Raw genomic sequence first — 14733 nt, 5'->3', positions numbered from 1 at the left:
ATGGTCTCTTTTTTACCGCTTATGATTGCCATTCTTGCGATTCTCAGCCTGATTTTGCATACATTCTATGTCTATTCCCGTTTTGGCGTCAAAGATGTGCCAAATGAAAGAAGCCTCCACGATGTGGTCACCAAAAAGTCTGGGGGGATGTTCTTCATTCCCTTGTTCCTTACCGTTCTCCTTGGTCTCCTTTTTTACCCGCAAATAGGAGGGTCTTTTCCCCTACCTATAGAACCGTTCCAAAGAATAGACATCTATCTTTTGTTAGCTGGTATTTTTCTATTTTGTGTTCTCGGGTTTATAGATGATTTATACCACTTAAGTCCCAGACTGCGTTTATTTTTAGAACTGGCCGTAGTTGCTCTTTTTTTGATCTGGGTAAGTCCTGAGATTCTTTTTTTAGAAGGAATTGCAGTTCCCAAACCAATCCAGGTGTTCATTCTCACAATTTTTATCGTATTTGCTGTGAACCTAGTCAACTTTATGGATGGAATGGATTGGTATTTAGTTACCACTCTTTTTATCTCTTTCTTTTCCTTAAGTTTAGTTTCTCCCCACTTTTATACAATTGGTAACTACGGTTACAGTTTATACGTCATATTGTTCGTTTCTATGTTTGGATTTATATTTTATAATTTCCCAAAAGCAAAATTGTTTATGGGTGACAGTGGATCACTTGCCTTAGGTTTTTTTGTTATGGTATTACCTTTGTTTGTCGGAAAATGGGACAGGTCAAATTTTGAAATTTGGGACATTACATCCTACTTTTATCTGTTTCCATATTTTTGGCTGGATGGGGTTTTTACTTTAATCAAACGATTCTTTCAAAAAAAACATTTGTTCTCGGCACACAGAGAACATCTTTTCCAACGTATCACAGAAACTAAGTTAGGAAAAATAGGATCTTTGAGTATTTTCTCTATCTTAAACCTCATCATTGTCTGCATCCATTTTGTATTAAAAACTTATGAAGTTTCTAATATCCTGACCTTTACCTTTTTATTCCTTTTTGCATCAATGAGTTATGGAATTCTTTGGACTTTGATACCTAGAAAAAACCTTGCATAAAGTCTTTGCACTCCCATTCTTTCCTTTATGCCTCTATCGAAAAAAGAAATTTTATTCTGCCTTCTCAATGGCTTTCTCATCGGGATTGCCAACCTCATCCCCGGTGTTTCCGGAGGGACTTTTGCACTCATCCTCGGACTTTATGACAGGTTGATCACTGCCATCACTTCCCTAAACTTAAACACCATCAAAACATCATTAGCTTTATTGGTTGGTTTCTGGAAAGAAGATGTAAGAAATCGTTTTGCAGAGGAAATGAAACGGATTGATTTTTGGTTCCTAGTATTTCTTGGAATTGGTTTGTTGTTATCCGTAATTTCTGGTGCCAAACTCATTCAGTTTTTATTACAAAACCACCCGCAAGCCACACTGGCTCTTTTTATTGGACTGATCTTTCCTTCTCTTGCGGTTCCTTACAAACTCATCGAAAAACATAGCTTGGTTGTATGGTTATTTTTAGTTCCTGGAATTTTACTCACAATTCTTCCTAGTTTCTTTATGGGAGATACAACAGGTTCCGAAAATCCACTCATTGCTTTTCTTACAGGAGCTATTGCTATATCTGCCATGATCCTACCTGGGATCTCCGGTTCCTACATCATGCTCGTGTTAGGTGAATATCAGATCGTGATTGGAAAACTTTCCACAATCCTCGAACCAAGTTCCATTATTTTCCTTGCAGCATTTGGAATTGGTTGTTTACTCGGACTTCTGATTTTTACTCATTTTGTAAAATGGTTATTTAAAAAATACAAATCCCATACAATGACATTTTTACTTGGTCTTATCTTAGGATCTTTCTTTATCCTTTGGCCTTTCAAAGACTATGCCAATGGTCAAACGATTGTAGGTAGGTCAGGAGAAGTGAAACGAGACATTCAAATTGCAACGGCTAAGAATGTTTTGCCTAAAGATTTTGCAGAAACACAAATCCCACTCGCAGCCCTTATTTTTGGACTGGTTCTTGGATTTGGACTCAATAAATTGGAATCGTTACAAGAAAAGAAATAGGTTCCCCCTAGAACCATTTCCTACCATTTCAAGTCTGGATGCAAAGTCCAGACTTAGTCTTTTAAAATCACCTCGAACCAAAACCTAAACTCCATTCTATAAATTGCAAATAGGCGCTGGCGAAAACTCAAATACAGATGCCAGATAGAATAAAAACCATCATCGGCAGTTGAATGATAAAATGATTCAGATGATGATTCGAGGAAAACTTAAATTCGTTGTAATTATGATGTAATTGCTCTGTGACTGTTGTGCGGGGAAAAACCGGGGAGAACTCCCCGGTCCATTGAATCAGTTTAAACGAAGAACACGAAAGTGATTAGGATAAACACAGGAACTAAGATTCCCATAGAATATGCTAAGTATCCACCAAAAGATGGCATCTTTACTTTGTTTTCTTCTGCAACAGACTTCACCATAAAGTTAGGAGCGTTACCAATATAAGTATTCGCACCCATAAACACCGCACCTACGGAAATGGCTTTTAGAATTTCTTCCGCTTGGACGTTTCCAATGAACTGACCGAGGGTAAGAGGAGCTGCCGCTCCCGCAGGAGTAAGGAGTCCAGAAGCTAACGAACCAAAGGTGAGGTACGTTGGCGCGTTGTCGAGAACTGAAGAGAAAGCCCCAGTTGCCCAGAAAAATTGCCAATTCTCTGTGATTCCAAGTTCCTTACCGTGTGCTTCGAGTAACACGAGAGCAGGGATCATTGTAATGAAAATTCCAATGAAGAGATATGCCACTTCTTGGATTGGATGAAGGGTAAAGTTATTAAACTTACGATTTTCTTCTTTGGAAGTTAACTTAGAAAGACCAATGAGTACAAGTAATACTGCTTCCCGGATAAATCCAAGTGTAGGAGTTTCATTGATTTGTGGGATGTAGTTACTGTTCAAAAAAGCAACAGCCAAAATCACACCTAGTAACCAAATGAAGTTCACTTGACCACCAATGGCGAATGGAGTTGCCAGTTTATCGTCTTTTTTAAGATCTTTCTTCGTTTCTTTTTTGTAAGCAAGGGTATCCCAAACAAAATAAACAACGAGTAAAATCACAGAAGCAAACAACATTTCAGGTAGAAGTTTGAATGTCCAAGTGAAAGGAACACCTTTCAAATAACCAAGAAATAGTGGAGGATCACCAAGCGGTGTTAAGGATCCACCAATGTTGGAAACAAGGAAAATAAAAAATACAACGGTGTGAACCACATGTTTTCTTTCGCTATTTGTTTTTAACAAAGGACGGATCAGTAACATAGATGCACCAGTGGTTCCAATAAAGGAAGCAAGACCCGCACCAATTAACAAATACAATGTGTTGTTCAGTGGTGTTGCATGAATGTCTCCCTTGATCACAATCCCACCGGAAATATAAAACAAAGATCCGAGTAAAATGATGAAAGGAATATAATCGAAGAAAACTGTGTGAACGATATTATGGCTGTAACCATAAATGAGGAGAACCACAAAAGAAATGGCTCCAAGTCCCACAGCAAGGATCAATTTGTTATTATTGTCTTCCCACCAATGAGAAGTTTTGTGAGAGGCAACCGGCAAGATTGCGATAGAAAGTAAAATGGCAACAAAAGGTAAAACCGACCAATACGGCAATTCCTGATGTACTGATTCGCCATGTGACGAATGTCCTGTTTCTTCCTGAGTGGTTGTTGGCGTCGGAACCGGAGTCGGGTCTTCCGCAAATAAACCTGCTGTTGTCACTGACAAACAAACAAGGAATACTATCGTTGTGAGAAGCTTCTTCAACATGCTCACCATCCTATTTTTTTTAGGACAGCTTACCTAAAATCGAAACCTCGTGGAACTAAAAAAACCGAGATTCTCCAATTTTTAAAGGAACAAATTGTCCTTCGGAGATTCCCGATCGTTTTAGCTCCTCTTTGGTGCGGGGCACAGGAGAATCCAAAGCCTCATCCGAGAGAACAAAGGTCATATAGTGCATAGGAACCAAATACTTGGCCTTCAAATCAACAAAAGCCTGAACCGTTTCTTTTGGATCCACGTGTACGGGTTGCATCATCCAGCGAGGTTCCGTTGCTCCCACAGGCAAAATCGCCACATCAATAGGTCCCAATCGTTCTGAAATTTCACGAAAATGGCTATAATAGCCGGTGTCACCCCCGAAGTAAACTTTCTCTTTTTTTCCTGAAATGAAGTAACTTCCCCAGAGAGTTTCATTCCGATCGAGTAAACCCCTCCCACTAAAGTGTTGGGTTGGAGTGAAAGTGATGGTTAAATCTTTCGTTTTTGTTTCATCCCACCAATCCATTTCCTTTACATTTTTCATTCCTTCACCTAACAATAATTTCTTGTTACCAAGTCCTGTCAGAACCAGTGGATGGAATTTCTCTTCTAATTGTCGGAGTGTTGGTAAGTCCGTATGATCATAATGATTATGCGATAGAATCACAATATCAATCTTAGGAAGATCTTCTATTTTGATTCCTGGAGGAGTGTAACGTTTGGGGCCAATGAAACTGATAGGCGAACACCTTTCGCTCCAAATAGGATCTGTTAGGATATTCACTCCATCGATTTGAACGAGGGTAGTTGCATGACCAATCCAAGTCACCGAAAGTTGGGAGGTATTGGCTTTGAGTTGCAATCCATCATTCCCGACAACAGGAAAGGGAGGATAATCAGCCGGATCCAAACTATTAGGCAACTGGAACCTTTGGAATTGCCAAACGATTACATTCCAAAAACCTTTGGTTTCAAAGTTAGGGTTTGGATTTTTGAATCCGTTTTCTGTGTGGTGGGATTTGCGAACACTACCGTCCGCAAAACAGGACAAAGTGAATAGAACCAAAAAGGAGGTTAAGTATAGGGACTTCACGAGGATTAGACGGAAACAAACTTCGTACGTTGGGAATTTTCGATTGCGTTTTTTAGAATTGAGAACGATCCTTTTGTTACTATGTTTAGGTATGAAGAAACCAAAACTTTGATGATTGCCTATGCAAAATGGCGAGATACAGTCGACCGGACGGAAGGAAGTGAAACTGTCTTTGGAGCGAACGCGGAAGTTTCAGAAATTTCCCGAGACCTCAGAGAAGACGCAGAATTTGAATTAAGAATTCTCATCCAAGATTTAAAAAAACAAAATCCATCTGCCATCAAAGAATGGGTAGATATCACCAAAGCTTATTTAAATAAAATTGAAACCTCGGTTCCCGAAGAACAAATCCAACAACGAAAACAAATTGCACGGGATTGGAAATATTCGCGTTCTCCTTTGGGAGTCTCTGTTCGTTACCCACACCCTTCCCAATATTGGGGAAGTGGAATTGGGGTTCTCGGCCCTGATTTAGACTGGTAAGATTTCTATGGCATACGAATCCTATTCTCTATGGATTCTATCTTTTTTACCCTTTCCAAACTCGGCACCATCCTACTCTACCCTCTTCCCATTTTTTTCCTTTTCGCTTTATTACTCTTACTAAAAACCAAATCAGGACATGGAAAATTTCGGTTTTTCCAAATCCTTTTATTTTTATATCTTTCATCTAACGCATATATTGCGAATTTCATTGTTCATTCTTTAGAAAAAGATTTCCCTCCTGTATCCATTTCCAATGTACCGAAATCAGACGTAGCAATCGTGTTAGGTGGAATGATTCAAACCATATCCGTACATCCAGGAAGGCCAGAACTCACAGACTCCGCCGATCGTCTGACAGATGCCATCCGCCTTTATAAAGCAGGAAAAGTAAAAAAGATTTTGTTTACTGGAGGATCTGGACTTTTATTTGCAAATACCTACAAAGAAGCAGACCTTGCAAAGGAATTGTTTTTGGATCTTGGGGTTCCTGAAAAAGATTTAATTTGGGAAAACCAATCTCGAAACACTTATGAAAATGCTGTCGAAACGAAGAAACTCTTGGTTGAAAAAAAATTAGAATCTGCGGTTCTGATTACCTCTGCCTTTCATATGAAACGTGCCGCGGGATGTTTTGAAAAACAAAACATCTCATTTACTTCTTACCCGACAGATTACCGCACAAACGATCTAAAATCAGGTGCCTTTGAGTTGTACATTCCCTCTGCAGGGTTTCTAGAACAAACCTCGCTCGGAATCAAAGAATGGGTGGGTTATTTTGTCTATCGTGCCAAAGGTTATTTATAACGATTCTAATTCTGCTGCTTTTGAAGACCTTTTTGTTTGACCGAAACCTGCAATCAGAGAGCCTAGAGGAAAGACGGGAATCCGTCTAAAGAATGGACTATGAATCGTAAGTTTTTAACTCTTTTATTCCTCATTGGACTCTCACTCGGCGGGATCGCTTATTTTTCCTCGCAGGAAACTTCCTATCTTCTTTTGGATGCATCGGAACTAGCCGCAAACCAGACCAAATACTCAGACCAAAATCTTCGTGTGCGAGGATTTGTGAAAGTGGGGAGCCTTGTCCGAGAAGGGAAAAAAGCCAAATTTGATTTGGAACTGAATGATCAGATCATTCCTGTCCATTTCACCGGAGCCACTCTTTTGCCGGATGCCTTTAAAGAAGGAGCAAGAGCCCGAGTGGATGGAAAGTTAGATCATGGAGTTCTCATCGCGAGTCATGTGGAAGCAAAATGTGCTTCTAAATACGAAGCGGGTTACGCTGAGGAAAAATGAATAATTTAGGAACCATCCTTCTTGCCGCCTCTCTCGCCATTTTAGTTTTTTCCGCATTACAAACCATCTACGGAATTTATAAACAAGAACGAAAAGCCGTTGAACTTGGTCGTCTTGCATTAATGACAAACCCATTTGTCATTGTCCTGACCTTTGTTGTTTTACTCACACAACTTGTTAGGTCCGACTATAGCAACTATTATGTGGTGATGCATTCCAGCGAACACCTGCCGTTATTTTATAAAATGACATCCATTTGGTCAGGGTCTTCTGGAAGTTTGTTATTTTGGAATTTAATTCTAAACGTATTCACATTCATCGTATTATGGCAAACACGTAAGTCCATCGAAGATAGAATCCCGATGATGAATCTTATTCTAGCGGTCCTTTCTGGATTTTTTTCTTTCCTCGCTGTTTTTTATGGAGATGCCCAACCATTTCGTGAATTTGTTCCGGAAGCGGCTGCGGGTCGAGGCCTCAATCCCCTCCTCCAACATTGGGCGATGATCATCCATCCGCCAATTCTTTATATTGGTTATGTCAGTATCTCCATTCCTTTTGCCATTGCGATGTCTGCTCTTGTGTCGGGGCAACTCTCTGAAGATTGGATGAAGTTCATTCGTAAATGGACTTTGTTTTCTTGGTTTTTTCTTGGAACAGGAATTTTACTCGGATCTAAGTGGGCCTATGAAGAGTTAGGTTGGGGTGGATACTGGGCTTGGGATCCTGTAGAAAATGCCTCCCTTATGCCTTGGCTTCTCACCAGTGCTTTCGTACATTCTGTCGTGATCCAAGAACGTAGAGGGATGTTAAAGTTCTGGAATATGTTACTTGTCATCCTTGCTTTCCACTTTAGTTTACTTGGAACTTGGATCACTCGTTCGGGAGTTTTGGAAGGACCACATAGTTTTTCTAAGTCTACGATTGGAACACCTTTTATCGTTTATATCATTGGTAGTTTTCTATTTTTTACTGGTTTTGTAATTTATAGAAGAAAACACCTAACACCAGAAAGAAACTTAGAAGCCATTACTTCCAAAGAAGGAAGTTTTCTTTTGAATAACTTTTTACTAGTTCTTTCGACAGCAGCCATTCTCTTAGGTGTCTTTTCACCACTTCTGTATGGAAAAGAATTCAAAGCTCCTTGGTTTAATTCTTGGGGAGTTCCTGCGGGAATTTTTCTATTACTCCTTATGGGAGCAGCCCCACTCCTTGCTTGGAGAAAGGGTGCAGGAGCCGTATTTTTTTCAACCCTTCTTAAACCCTTTATTGCAGGACTTGTGGGTGGCGGATTGTATATCCTTTTTTATTCCCAAAACTTTACCAAACCAGACAGTAAGTATGGAGATGTTTTAGCAGAGATCTATTCGGTTCTGACGGTTACTATCGGTGTATTTACTATTTCAGGAATCATCCAAGAATACTATCGAGGGATCAGAGCACGCCGCGAAGAATTTAAAAACGAAAATATCTTACTTGCTGGATACCGAATGTTACTCAAAAACAAACGGCGGTACGGTGGTTATTTAGTACATTTTTCACTGGTTCTGATCTTTATTGGTTATGCAGGAAATGCATTCAAAATCAATACATCAGTTCGTTTCTTTTATGAACTCCAACCACCTACATCAGAAGAAATTGTTTACCAATCCATCGACAAAGCGATGATCGGTGGTTATCAAATTGAAGCCTCTACTCTGAAACTAAAACCTGTCTTAATTTCTGGACTTGGTGGAGAACCAAACATCCAAAACGTGATTGTTTCTCAAGAAGGAACTTATGGAATTTTTCGAGGGACAGACAAACTTTCTGATCTCATAACAGAACGTAGGTTTTATCCACAAATCTCTCACCTAACTGGAGATTTCGAAACACACATTCCAACGAGCGAACCTGCCATCCTTTCTATGGCTAAAGAAGATTTTTATATCCAACTTGGTGCTATCGAAACCTCGGACCTAAAGTCAGAAAACCCAGACCTTCCTTTGATGTTTATGCAGTATTACTTCACACCTGGCAGTGAAATGGACAAACTCAAATTCTTTCTCAACTTTCCAAGACAGATTGTTGCGAACTTAGAAGTTTGGGTAAACCCTCTAGTGAAACTAATTTGGCTTGGCTCTCTTTTATATTTCCTAACAGGGATTTTTTTATTACTCCCTATGGGAGAAAATAAAAAGAAGTCGGTAGGTTAAACGATGAGTCTGAATTATTATTATCACAAAGAAAACCAAATTACAAACATCGCAAAACCATTTGGTTTTTTCAGAAAAGTGAATCTAAGAACATTTCCGTCGACAGTTTGGATGATTGCCTTTGGTTGTTTCCTTTTGCCAAACCTTCTTTTAGCACAAAAAACCACTACCAACCTAAAAGACGAAACACAAATCCAAACCTTCTTAAAAGTGACAGAACAAATTCGTTGTATTTGTTTACCAAGTCTTCCGATCCAATCCTGTTCTTTCAATATGTGTGCAGCTTCCAGTTACCTCAAAACCTTTATTGAAAATCGAATCAAAGATGGGATGAAAGAAGAAGAAATCATTTCAAAAATGGAAAATGGTTTTGGTGACTCTGTTTTGTTAGATCCGATCGTAGTGATGTTCAAAGAAAATGGAAACCAAGGAATGGTCGATTCTATAGTCTATGGTTTTGGACCAAAAATTCTAGCCCAACCCGATGGAACTTGGATCAATTTCACCTTATTTGCGCTAGGTGTTCTTGGGCTTTTTGGAATTTATAAATTTGGAACTAGAAAAAAGAAGGAACAGGCTCAGGCAAATCCTGCTTCATCTGGTAATGACAAAAAATCTACCACCGAAGATATCAAAAACAAAATCCGCAAATTCGAAGAAGAATCTTAAATCTTAGAGGGAATTCCACTGCTTACGAACCAGGATGAGTTCTTCGACCAAACGGTGGATGTCCTCTAACTTTAGTTTTGCGTTCAAACTAATTCTCAAACGAGGAGTGGAAACCGTCGGGGGGCGAATGGCCCTCACATCCAATCCTCGATCCTGTAAATATCCCGCATAAAATAAAGCCTGTTTCTCTGTATCCAATAACAATGGAATGATATGGGATGTGGAATTGGTAATTTCAAATCCATTTTGTTTGAGTGATTCTTTGAGCAGGTTTGCAAGAGATAAAAGATTTTCTCTCTCTTTGTCCATAGTAGCGAGTAAAGAAAGCGCAAAAGAAGCAAGTTTCGAAACCATAGGAAGGGGAGCAGTAGAAAAAATAAAAGACCGCATGACATTGACTAGATGATCGCGACCAATTTTTTTTGTAACAATGATTCCACCTTCTAAACCCAATGATTTTCCAAGTGTGTACACTCGGTAATCGATGGATTGAATCTCCGAAAGATCTAGATCCTGAAAAACAAGTCCTTTCCCTCTAGTTCCATAAATCCCAAAAGCATGGGCTTCATCCAAAACAAGAACAAATCCAAATTCTTTCTTTAAAGAAAGTAGGGTTTTTAAATCTGGAGAATCGCCATCCATACTAAATAAAGATTCGGTCACAACGATTCGTTTCTTTTTACCTGTAGGATCTTCCAAATGAGCTTTCTCTAATAAAGAGCGTAAGTGGTTTAGATCTAGATGGTTGTAGTATTTTTTCTGAGCGCCTGAGATACGGATCCCATCAAGAATAGAGGCGTGGTTCAAACGATCGGTAAACACATAACAGTCGGGGGCGGCAATGGAATCCAAAAGACCAAAATTAGCAGTAAAACCAGTAGAAACTAGGAGAGCTGCCTCCCCTTCCACAAAGTTGGCAAACTCATTTTCAAATCTATCCATCGATGAGGCATTTCCCCGAACCAAACGCGAAGCGGTAGACCCAAAAGGATAAATTTCCTTTTGCGATTGAAAAAATTCCAACATACTCGGATTAGTCGCCAAACCCATATAGTCGTTTGAACAAAAATCAATTCCTTGGTAGATACGAGTTTCCCTAAACAATTGTTTTTCGTGAATGGAATCTAGTTTTTTTTGGACTTCTTCCCAATGATTTGCCATTGCCTACCAGTTTTCTTGGTCCAGATATTTTTCCGATTTAATTTTTTACCCATTTTGTTAGAATGATCCCTTAGATGAGCCTCCTTCCACCCGATGCGATCCATCGAATCCGTTCTGCGAAAAATATTTTATTCCTTACGGGAGCAGGTATTTCTAGCGAAAGTGGGATTCCTACATTTCGTGGAGAGGGTGGGTATTGGAAAACTTTTAAGGCAGAGGAACTGGCCACTCCCGAAGCCTTCGCAAGACATCCTGAAGTCGTTTGGGAATGGTATGACTGGAGACGAGGAATTTGTCGTGAGGCAAAACCAAACGAAGGCCACCTAACTATTGCAAAATGGCAATCAACTTCCCCGTCGATAAACCTAATCACCCAAAATGTGGATGGCCTTCATCCAAAAGCTGGTAGTAAAAACCTTCTAGAAATTCATGGGAATATTTTCCGTGCGCGTTGTACAAACTGTCAGGCCAAATACCATCTGGACGAAGATGGTTTAAATTCACCTGGTTTAAAGTATTGTACGACTTGTGAATCCTTATTACGTCCCGACATTGTTTGGTTTGGCGAAGGTTATGACAATAAACTGCTTACTAAAGCCTGGGAACAAAGTAAAATCGCACACGTTGTCTTTGTGATTGGAACCAGTGCAAATGTTTCGGTTCCAGCCAATTTAGCACTGACTGCCATTCGTAATGGTGCTATCGGAATTGAAATCAATCCAGAAACAACATCTCTCACCCCATCCTTACAACTTCATTTTGGAGGGAAGTCGGGAGAAATCCTTCCAGAAATTTTTAAAGAAGTTTTTCCCGATACCCTATCTAAATAAAATGGAACTAGAATCTAAAAAGAAAAACATTATGTTTTTCTACAACAAAACATCGAAATATAAATAGATTAAAAAGAGATTGCTATGATCACCATCATCCTACTGATACTTTCCAATATCTTTATGACCTTTGCCTGGTATGGGCATTTGAAGTATGCAAAATCCAGCCATATGTTTTATATTGTTCTCTTTTCTTGGGGAATTGCATTCTTTGAATATGTTTTGATGGTTCCTGCCAATCGAATTGGATTTACCGTTTACAAATTTGAAGGTTTCCAATTAAAAATCATCCAAGAAGTGATTACCATTTTTGTGTTCATTCTGTTCGCAACCCTTTTCTTGGGAGAACGACTCAAATGGAATTATATAGTAAGTTTTGGATTGATTCTTCTTGCGGGATACTTTGCATTTGGTTTTGGGAACAAATCAAACGGACACTAAAAATTGTACAAGTGCCTCTGCGATTTTTTCTTTTGGCAGGGGTCCAATTTCTTTTTCCAAACCATTGGCACTAAAAATACGAACACTTGAATCCACTTCTCCAAATCCTTTACCCGAACCCACATAATTTCCTACTATGAAGTGAAGGCCTTTTCTCTGGAGTTTGTCTTTTGCATACCTTTCTAATTCTCTAGTTTCAGCAGCAAATCCAACCCGAATCGAATTCTCTATTTTGTGTTCAGAAACATACTCTGTAACTTGTTGTAAAACATCAGGATTTTCTTCTAACTCGAGAAGAAGACCTTTGGTTCCTTCAGAAGTTTTTTCTTTTTTAATTTTATGTTCTGCGGTCATGATGGGACGAAAATCGGCAGGAGCTGCTGCCATCACCAGTAAACTATCTGCCGTGATTTCAGACAAAACCGCATCTCGTAACTGTATGGTAGTTTCGACTTCGACATTTCGTTTAGCGCCTGCTACATTAGCGTATCGTTCTAATGTATTTCCGTGAATGTAAACGACTTCGACAGGATACAATAAAAAGGATTTAGCAATTTCATAACCCATCTTTCCAGAAGAGGCATTGGAAATATAACGAACTGGGTCAATCCATTCCCGAGTTGGACCAGAGGTAACTATAACTCGTTTGAATTTTAAGTTCATGAATTCGAAGTGTGAAGTTTGATAACTTGTTCTGTGATGGATTCCACGGTTGCTAATTTTCCGTATCCTTCATCACCACAAACAACAATCCCTTTGTCGGGGGAAACTATCGTCACACCATCCTTTTCCAAAGTTTTTAAATTCCTTTGGACGGCCGGATGTAAATACATTCCAGGATTCATAGAAGGGGCAACTAACACAGGAGAGGTGCAGGCAAGATAAGTGGAAGTGACTAAATCGTCAGCAATTCCATTTGCCATTTTTCCGATGATATTAGCAGAAGCCGGAACAACAGCAAAAACAGAGGCAATGTTTTTGATTTCGATATGGGCCATACCTGTATCAAATTCATCTACACGAACGGGTTTTCCGGTCAAAGCTTCAAAGGTAATTTTTCCAACAAACTTTGTAGCGTTGGAAGTCATAATCACACGGACAGGATATCCTTGTTTGGTAAGTCCTCTCACCAAATCACAAGCTTTATATGAAGCTATGGATCCAGAAACGGCAATTACAATTTCTTTCATCTATCTGTCCTCGTAAGAGAGTTCTCGGTCCATTTCGGAATCGTTGTCTTCTTCTAATTTCGGGGTAAACAAAATAGAAATGATTTTATTCCCTTCCATTTTTTTTACCTTAAGACTTCCTTTTTTGATTTGAACGATACTACCTTCCTTAGGCATATCTTCATTCTTTTCCATAAAATAACCGGCGATGGTTCTGACTTCTTCCATATCGGAAGGTTCTTCCCCTTCTAAGATCCCAGACAAACTCGAAAGTTCTGTTTCTCCATCCAAGGTAATGGCTTTTGTTTTTTTATTCTTTGAGGTAACGTCCACTTCATCGGTATCTGTTTCATCACGAATTTCACCAAAAAATTCTTCAATAATATCTTCTAAGGTAAGTAAACCGGATACACCACCATATTCATCAATGATGATTGCCATATGTTGTTTTTTCTCACGGAGTTTTGTCATCACGCGTTCAATGGACATAGATTCAGGAACTTTTACAAAATCCTTTTCCATAATTACTGTAATTTTTTCTTTTTTGCCTTTGGCGGAAAGATGGGCCGCTTGCCACTTTAAGTATTTCTGCACATGGACAATACCCACAATTCGATCCAAAGTTTGATCATATACGGGGTAACGTGAAAAGTTATGTTCAGCAATCAGTGGAAGCATTTTATCAATTGTAGACTCTTGCGGAATTCCAATGATAGAAAGCCGATGTGTCATTACATCTTTAGCAGTGTGTTCGGAAAAATCAAAAGTCTTTTGGATGAGTTGCATCTCAGCATTGTCAATCCGACCTTGTTTCCTTTGTTCTTCGATGATGATCATCAACTCTTCTGCAGAGTGAACATACTTGTCACCTGTCCGTTGTAATCGGAATAAAGTGAGAATTCCTCCAGCCAAACGATTCATAATGAATGTCACTGGAAAAAATAAATAGTAGAACAACCACATGGGAGCAGAAACCCCAAGAGCGATTGCTTCTGTGTTTTGAATGGCAAGAGTTTTAGGAACCAACTCTCCCAAAATCACATGCAATAGTGTGATCAGAGTAAAGGAAACTCCAATGGAAATACTATGGATGGTCACAAGATCCAATTCGATATGGAACATATGAAGGAAGCCAGAAACAACACTGGCAAACAAGGCCTCACCAATCCAACCAAGAAGTAGGCTTGCGACTGTGATTCCCACTTGGCAAACCGATAACATATCATCAATTTTAGAGACGGCCTTTTTGGTAATATGAGCCATAGCTCTGTTTTCTTTGACGAGCTCCTCTAGGCGAGAGGGGCGGATGGAAACCATGGCAAACTCAGCTGCTACGAAGAAACCATTGACAAAGACGAGGAGAAGGATGAGAAAGATGCCGATTATTTCCATAGAAACTCGAACACCACTAAAGTATTATGATCAGGGTCCATTGCGTATGAGGAATAGAATTAAGTATTTTGGACCGATCTCCCACTGTCGCCTATAATTTTGGCCTATTTTTGCCGGAAATCCAAAGGAATGGGAAGTTCGTCTAAAAAACTCTTCAAAGAT

At 39.4% G+C, this 14733-nt stretch carries 15 protein-coding genes; 9 read left to right on the top strand and 6 right to left on the bottom strand.

Annotated elements, in window-relative coordinates; translation table 11 throughout:
* On the top strand, positions 1-1068 hold the full coding sequence (locus EHQ49_RS05350) for an MraY family glycosyltransferase (RefSeq protein WP_135577060.1): 1068 nt from the start codon (positions 1-3) through the stop codon (positions 1066-1068).
* Between the two features lie 27 nt (positions 1069-1095).
* Positions 1096-2079 (top strand): DUF368 domain-containing protein, encoded by a 984-nt coding sequence (locus tag EHQ49_RS05345; protein WP_135577058.1) that lies wholly within the window; start codon positions 1096-1098, stop codon positions 2077-2079.
* Positions 2080-2375: 296 nt separating this feature from the next.
* Here EHQ49_RS05345 and EHQ49_RS05340 read toward each other — a convergent pair whose 3' ends face one another.
* Positions 2376-3842, bottom strand: a complete 1467-nt coding sequence (locus EHQ49_RS05340; protein WP_208732182.1) for a sodium:proton antiporter — start codon at positions 3840-3842, stop codon at positions 2376-2378.
* 58 nt (positions 3843-3900) lie between these two features.
* Positions 3901-4890, bottom strand: coding sequence for an MBL fold metallo-hydrolase (locus EHQ49_RS05335; RefSeq protein ID WP_244241356.1), 990 nt, complete (start codon positions 4888-4890; stop codon positions 3901-3903).
* A gap of 123 nt (positions 4891-5013) precedes the next feature.
* Between EHQ49_RS05335 and EHQ49_RS05330 the strand changes: the two genes are divergently transcribed.
* From EHQ49_RS05330 to EHQ49_RS05310, 5 genes are all read left to right on the top strand, one after another.
* Complete coding sequence (locus EHQ49_RS05330; RefSeq protein WP_135577052.1) at positions 5014-5415, top strand: hypothetical protein; 402 nt, start codon at positions 5014-5016, stop codon at positions 5413-5415.
* Positions 5416-5445: 30 nt separating this feature from the next.
* Entirely contained in the window at positions 5446-6222 is a 777-nt protein-coding gene (locus EHQ49_RS05325; RefSeq protein ID WP_135577050.1) for a YdcF family protein, read from the top strand.
* A gap of 99 nt (positions 6223-6321) precedes the next feature.
* Positions 6322-6714, top strand: a complete 393-nt coding sequence (locus EHQ49_RS05320; protein ID WP_135577048.1) for a cytochrome c maturation protein CcmE domain-containing protein — start codon at positions 6322-6324, stop codon at positions 6712-6714.
* On the top strand, positions 6711-8909 hold the full coding sequence (locus tag EHQ49_RS05315; protein WP_135577046.1) for a heme lyase CcmF/NrfE family subunit: 2199 nt from the start codon (positions 6711-6713) through the stop codon (positions 8907-8909). The genes EHQ49_RS05320 and EHQ49_RS05315 overlap by 4 nt, the downstream gene beginning before the upstream one ends.
* Positions 8910-9020: 111 nt before the next feature.
* Positions 9021-9578, top strand: a complete 558-nt coding sequence (locus tag EHQ49_RS05310; RefSeq protein WP_135577759.1) for a cytochrome c-type biogenesis protein — start codon at positions 9021-9023, stop codon at positions 9576-9578.
* 3 nt (positions 9579-9581) lie between these two features.
* On the opposite strand, the gene EHQ49_RS05305 is transcribed toward EHQ49_RS05310, so the two are convergent.
* Positions 9582-10739: an aminotransferase class I/II-fold pyridoxal phosphate-dependent enzyme gene (locus EHQ49_RS05305; RefSeq protein WP_135577044.1), complete on the bottom strand. Its 1158-nt coding sequence runs from the start codon at positions 10737-10739 to the stop codon at positions 9582-9584.
* Between the two features lie 74 nt (positions 10740-10813).
* Here EHQ49_RS05305 and EHQ49_RS05300 point away from each other — a divergent pair, with 74 nt between their 5' ends.
* Together EHQ49_RS05300 and EHQ49_RS05295 are read left to right on the top strand one after the other, a co-directional pair.
* On the top strand, positions 10814-11569 hold the full coding sequence (locus EHQ49_RS05300) for an SIR2 family NAD-dependent protein deacylase (RefSeq protein ID WP_135577042.1): 756 nt from the start codon (positions 10814-10816) through the stop codon (positions 11567-11569).
* Positions 11570-11653: 84 nt separating this feature from the next.
* Positions 11654-12010 carry a DMT family protein gene (locus tag EHQ49_RS05295; protein ID WP_135577040.1) on the top strand — a complete coding sequence of 119 codons (357 nt, stop codon included), beginning with the start codon at positions 11654-11656 and terminating at the stop codon, positions 12008-12010.
* Here the strand turns inward: EHQ49_RS05295 and EHQ49_RS05290 are convergent.
* Genes EHQ49_RS05290 through EHQ49_RS05280 form a run of 3 tightly spaced genes read right to left on the bottom strand, consistent with a single transcriptional unit; the run spans position 11996 to position 14571 of the window.
* Complete coding sequence (locus EHQ49_RS05290; RefSeq protein WP_135577038.1) at positions 11996-12673, bottom strand: phosphopantothenoylcysteine decarboxylase domain-containing protein; 678 nt, start codon at positions 12671-12673, stop codon at positions 11996-11998. The two genes, EHQ49_RS05295 and EHQ49_RS05290, sit on opposite strands and share 15 nt — an antisense overlap.
* Entirely contained in the window at positions 12670-13200 is a 531-nt protein-coding gene (locus tag EHQ49_RS05285; protein ID WP_135577036.1) for a phosphopantothenoylcysteine decarboxylase, read from the bottom strand. Before EHQ49_RS05285 ends, EHQ49_RS05290 begins: the two co-directional genes overlap by 4 nt.
* Positions 13201-14571 carry a hemolysin family protein gene (locus EHQ49_RS05280; protein WP_135577035.1) on the bottom strand — a complete coding sequence of 457 codons (1371 nt, stop codon included), beginning with the start codon at positions 14569-14571 and terminating at the stop codon, positions 13201-13203.
* Between the last annotated feature and the right edge of the window lie 162 nt (positions 14572-14733).

This window comes from Leptospira perdikensis (assembly GCF_004769575.1).
Classification (GTDB): domain Bacteria; phylum Spirochaetota; class Leptospiria; order Leptospirales; family Leptospiraceae; genus Leptospira_A; species Leptospira_A perdikensis.
Note: the sequence above shows the minus strand (reverse complement) of the source record. Positions and strands in the feature narration are given on the sequence as shown.

Coding starts and splice junctions, on each gene's coding strand:
- EHQ49_RS05350 (WP_135577060.1), top strand. CDS start 1: ATGGTCTCTTTTTTACCGCTTATGATTGCCATTCTTGCGATTCTCAGC.
- EHQ49_RS05345 (WP_135577058.1), top strand. CDS start 1,096: ATGCCTCTATCGAAAAAAGAAATTTTATTCTGCCTTCTCAATGGCTTT.
- EHQ49_RS05325 (WP_135577050.1), top strand. CDS start 5,446: ATGGATTCTATCTTTTTTACCCTTTCCAAACTCGGCACCATCCTACTC.
- EHQ49_RS05315 (WP_135577046.1), top strand. CDS start 6,711: ATGAATAATTTAGGAACCATCCTTCTTGCCGCCTCTCTCGCCATTTTA.
- EHQ49_RS05280 (WP_135577035.1), bottom strand. CDS start 14,571: ATGGAAATAATCGGCATCTTTCTCATCCTTCTCCTCGTCTTTGTCAAT.
- EHQ49_RS05330 (WP_135577052.1), top strand. CDS start 5,014: ATGTTTAGGTATGAAGAAACCAAAACTTTGATGATTGCCTATGCAAAA.
- EHQ49_RS05305 (WP_135577044.1), bottom strand. CDS start 10,739: ATGGCAAATCATTGGGAAGAAGTCCAAAAAAAACTAGATTCCATTCAC.
- EHQ49_RS05290 (WP_135577038.1), bottom strand. CDS start 12,673: ATGAACTTAAAATTCAAACGAGTTATAGTTACCTCTGGTCCAACTCGG.
- EHQ49_RS05310 (WP_135577759.1), top strand. CDS start 9,021: ATGATTGCCTTTGGTTGTTTCCTTTTGCCAAACCTTCTTTTAGCACAA.
- EHQ49_RS05320 (WP_135577048.1), top strand. CDS start 6,322: ATGAATCGTAAGTTTTTAACTCTTTTATTCCTCATTGGACTCTCACTC.
- EHQ49_RS05285 (WP_135577036.1), bottom strand. CDS start 13,200: ATGAAAGAAATTGTAATTGCCGTTTCTGGATCCATAGCTTCATATAAA.
- EHQ49_RS05295 (WP_135577040.1), top strand. CDS start 11,654: ATGATCACCATCATCCTACTGATACTTTCCAATATCTTTATGACCTTT.
- EHQ49_RS05300 (WP_135577042.1), top strand. CDS start 10,814: ATGAGCCTCCTTCCACCCGATGCGATCCATCGAATCCGTTCTGCGAAA.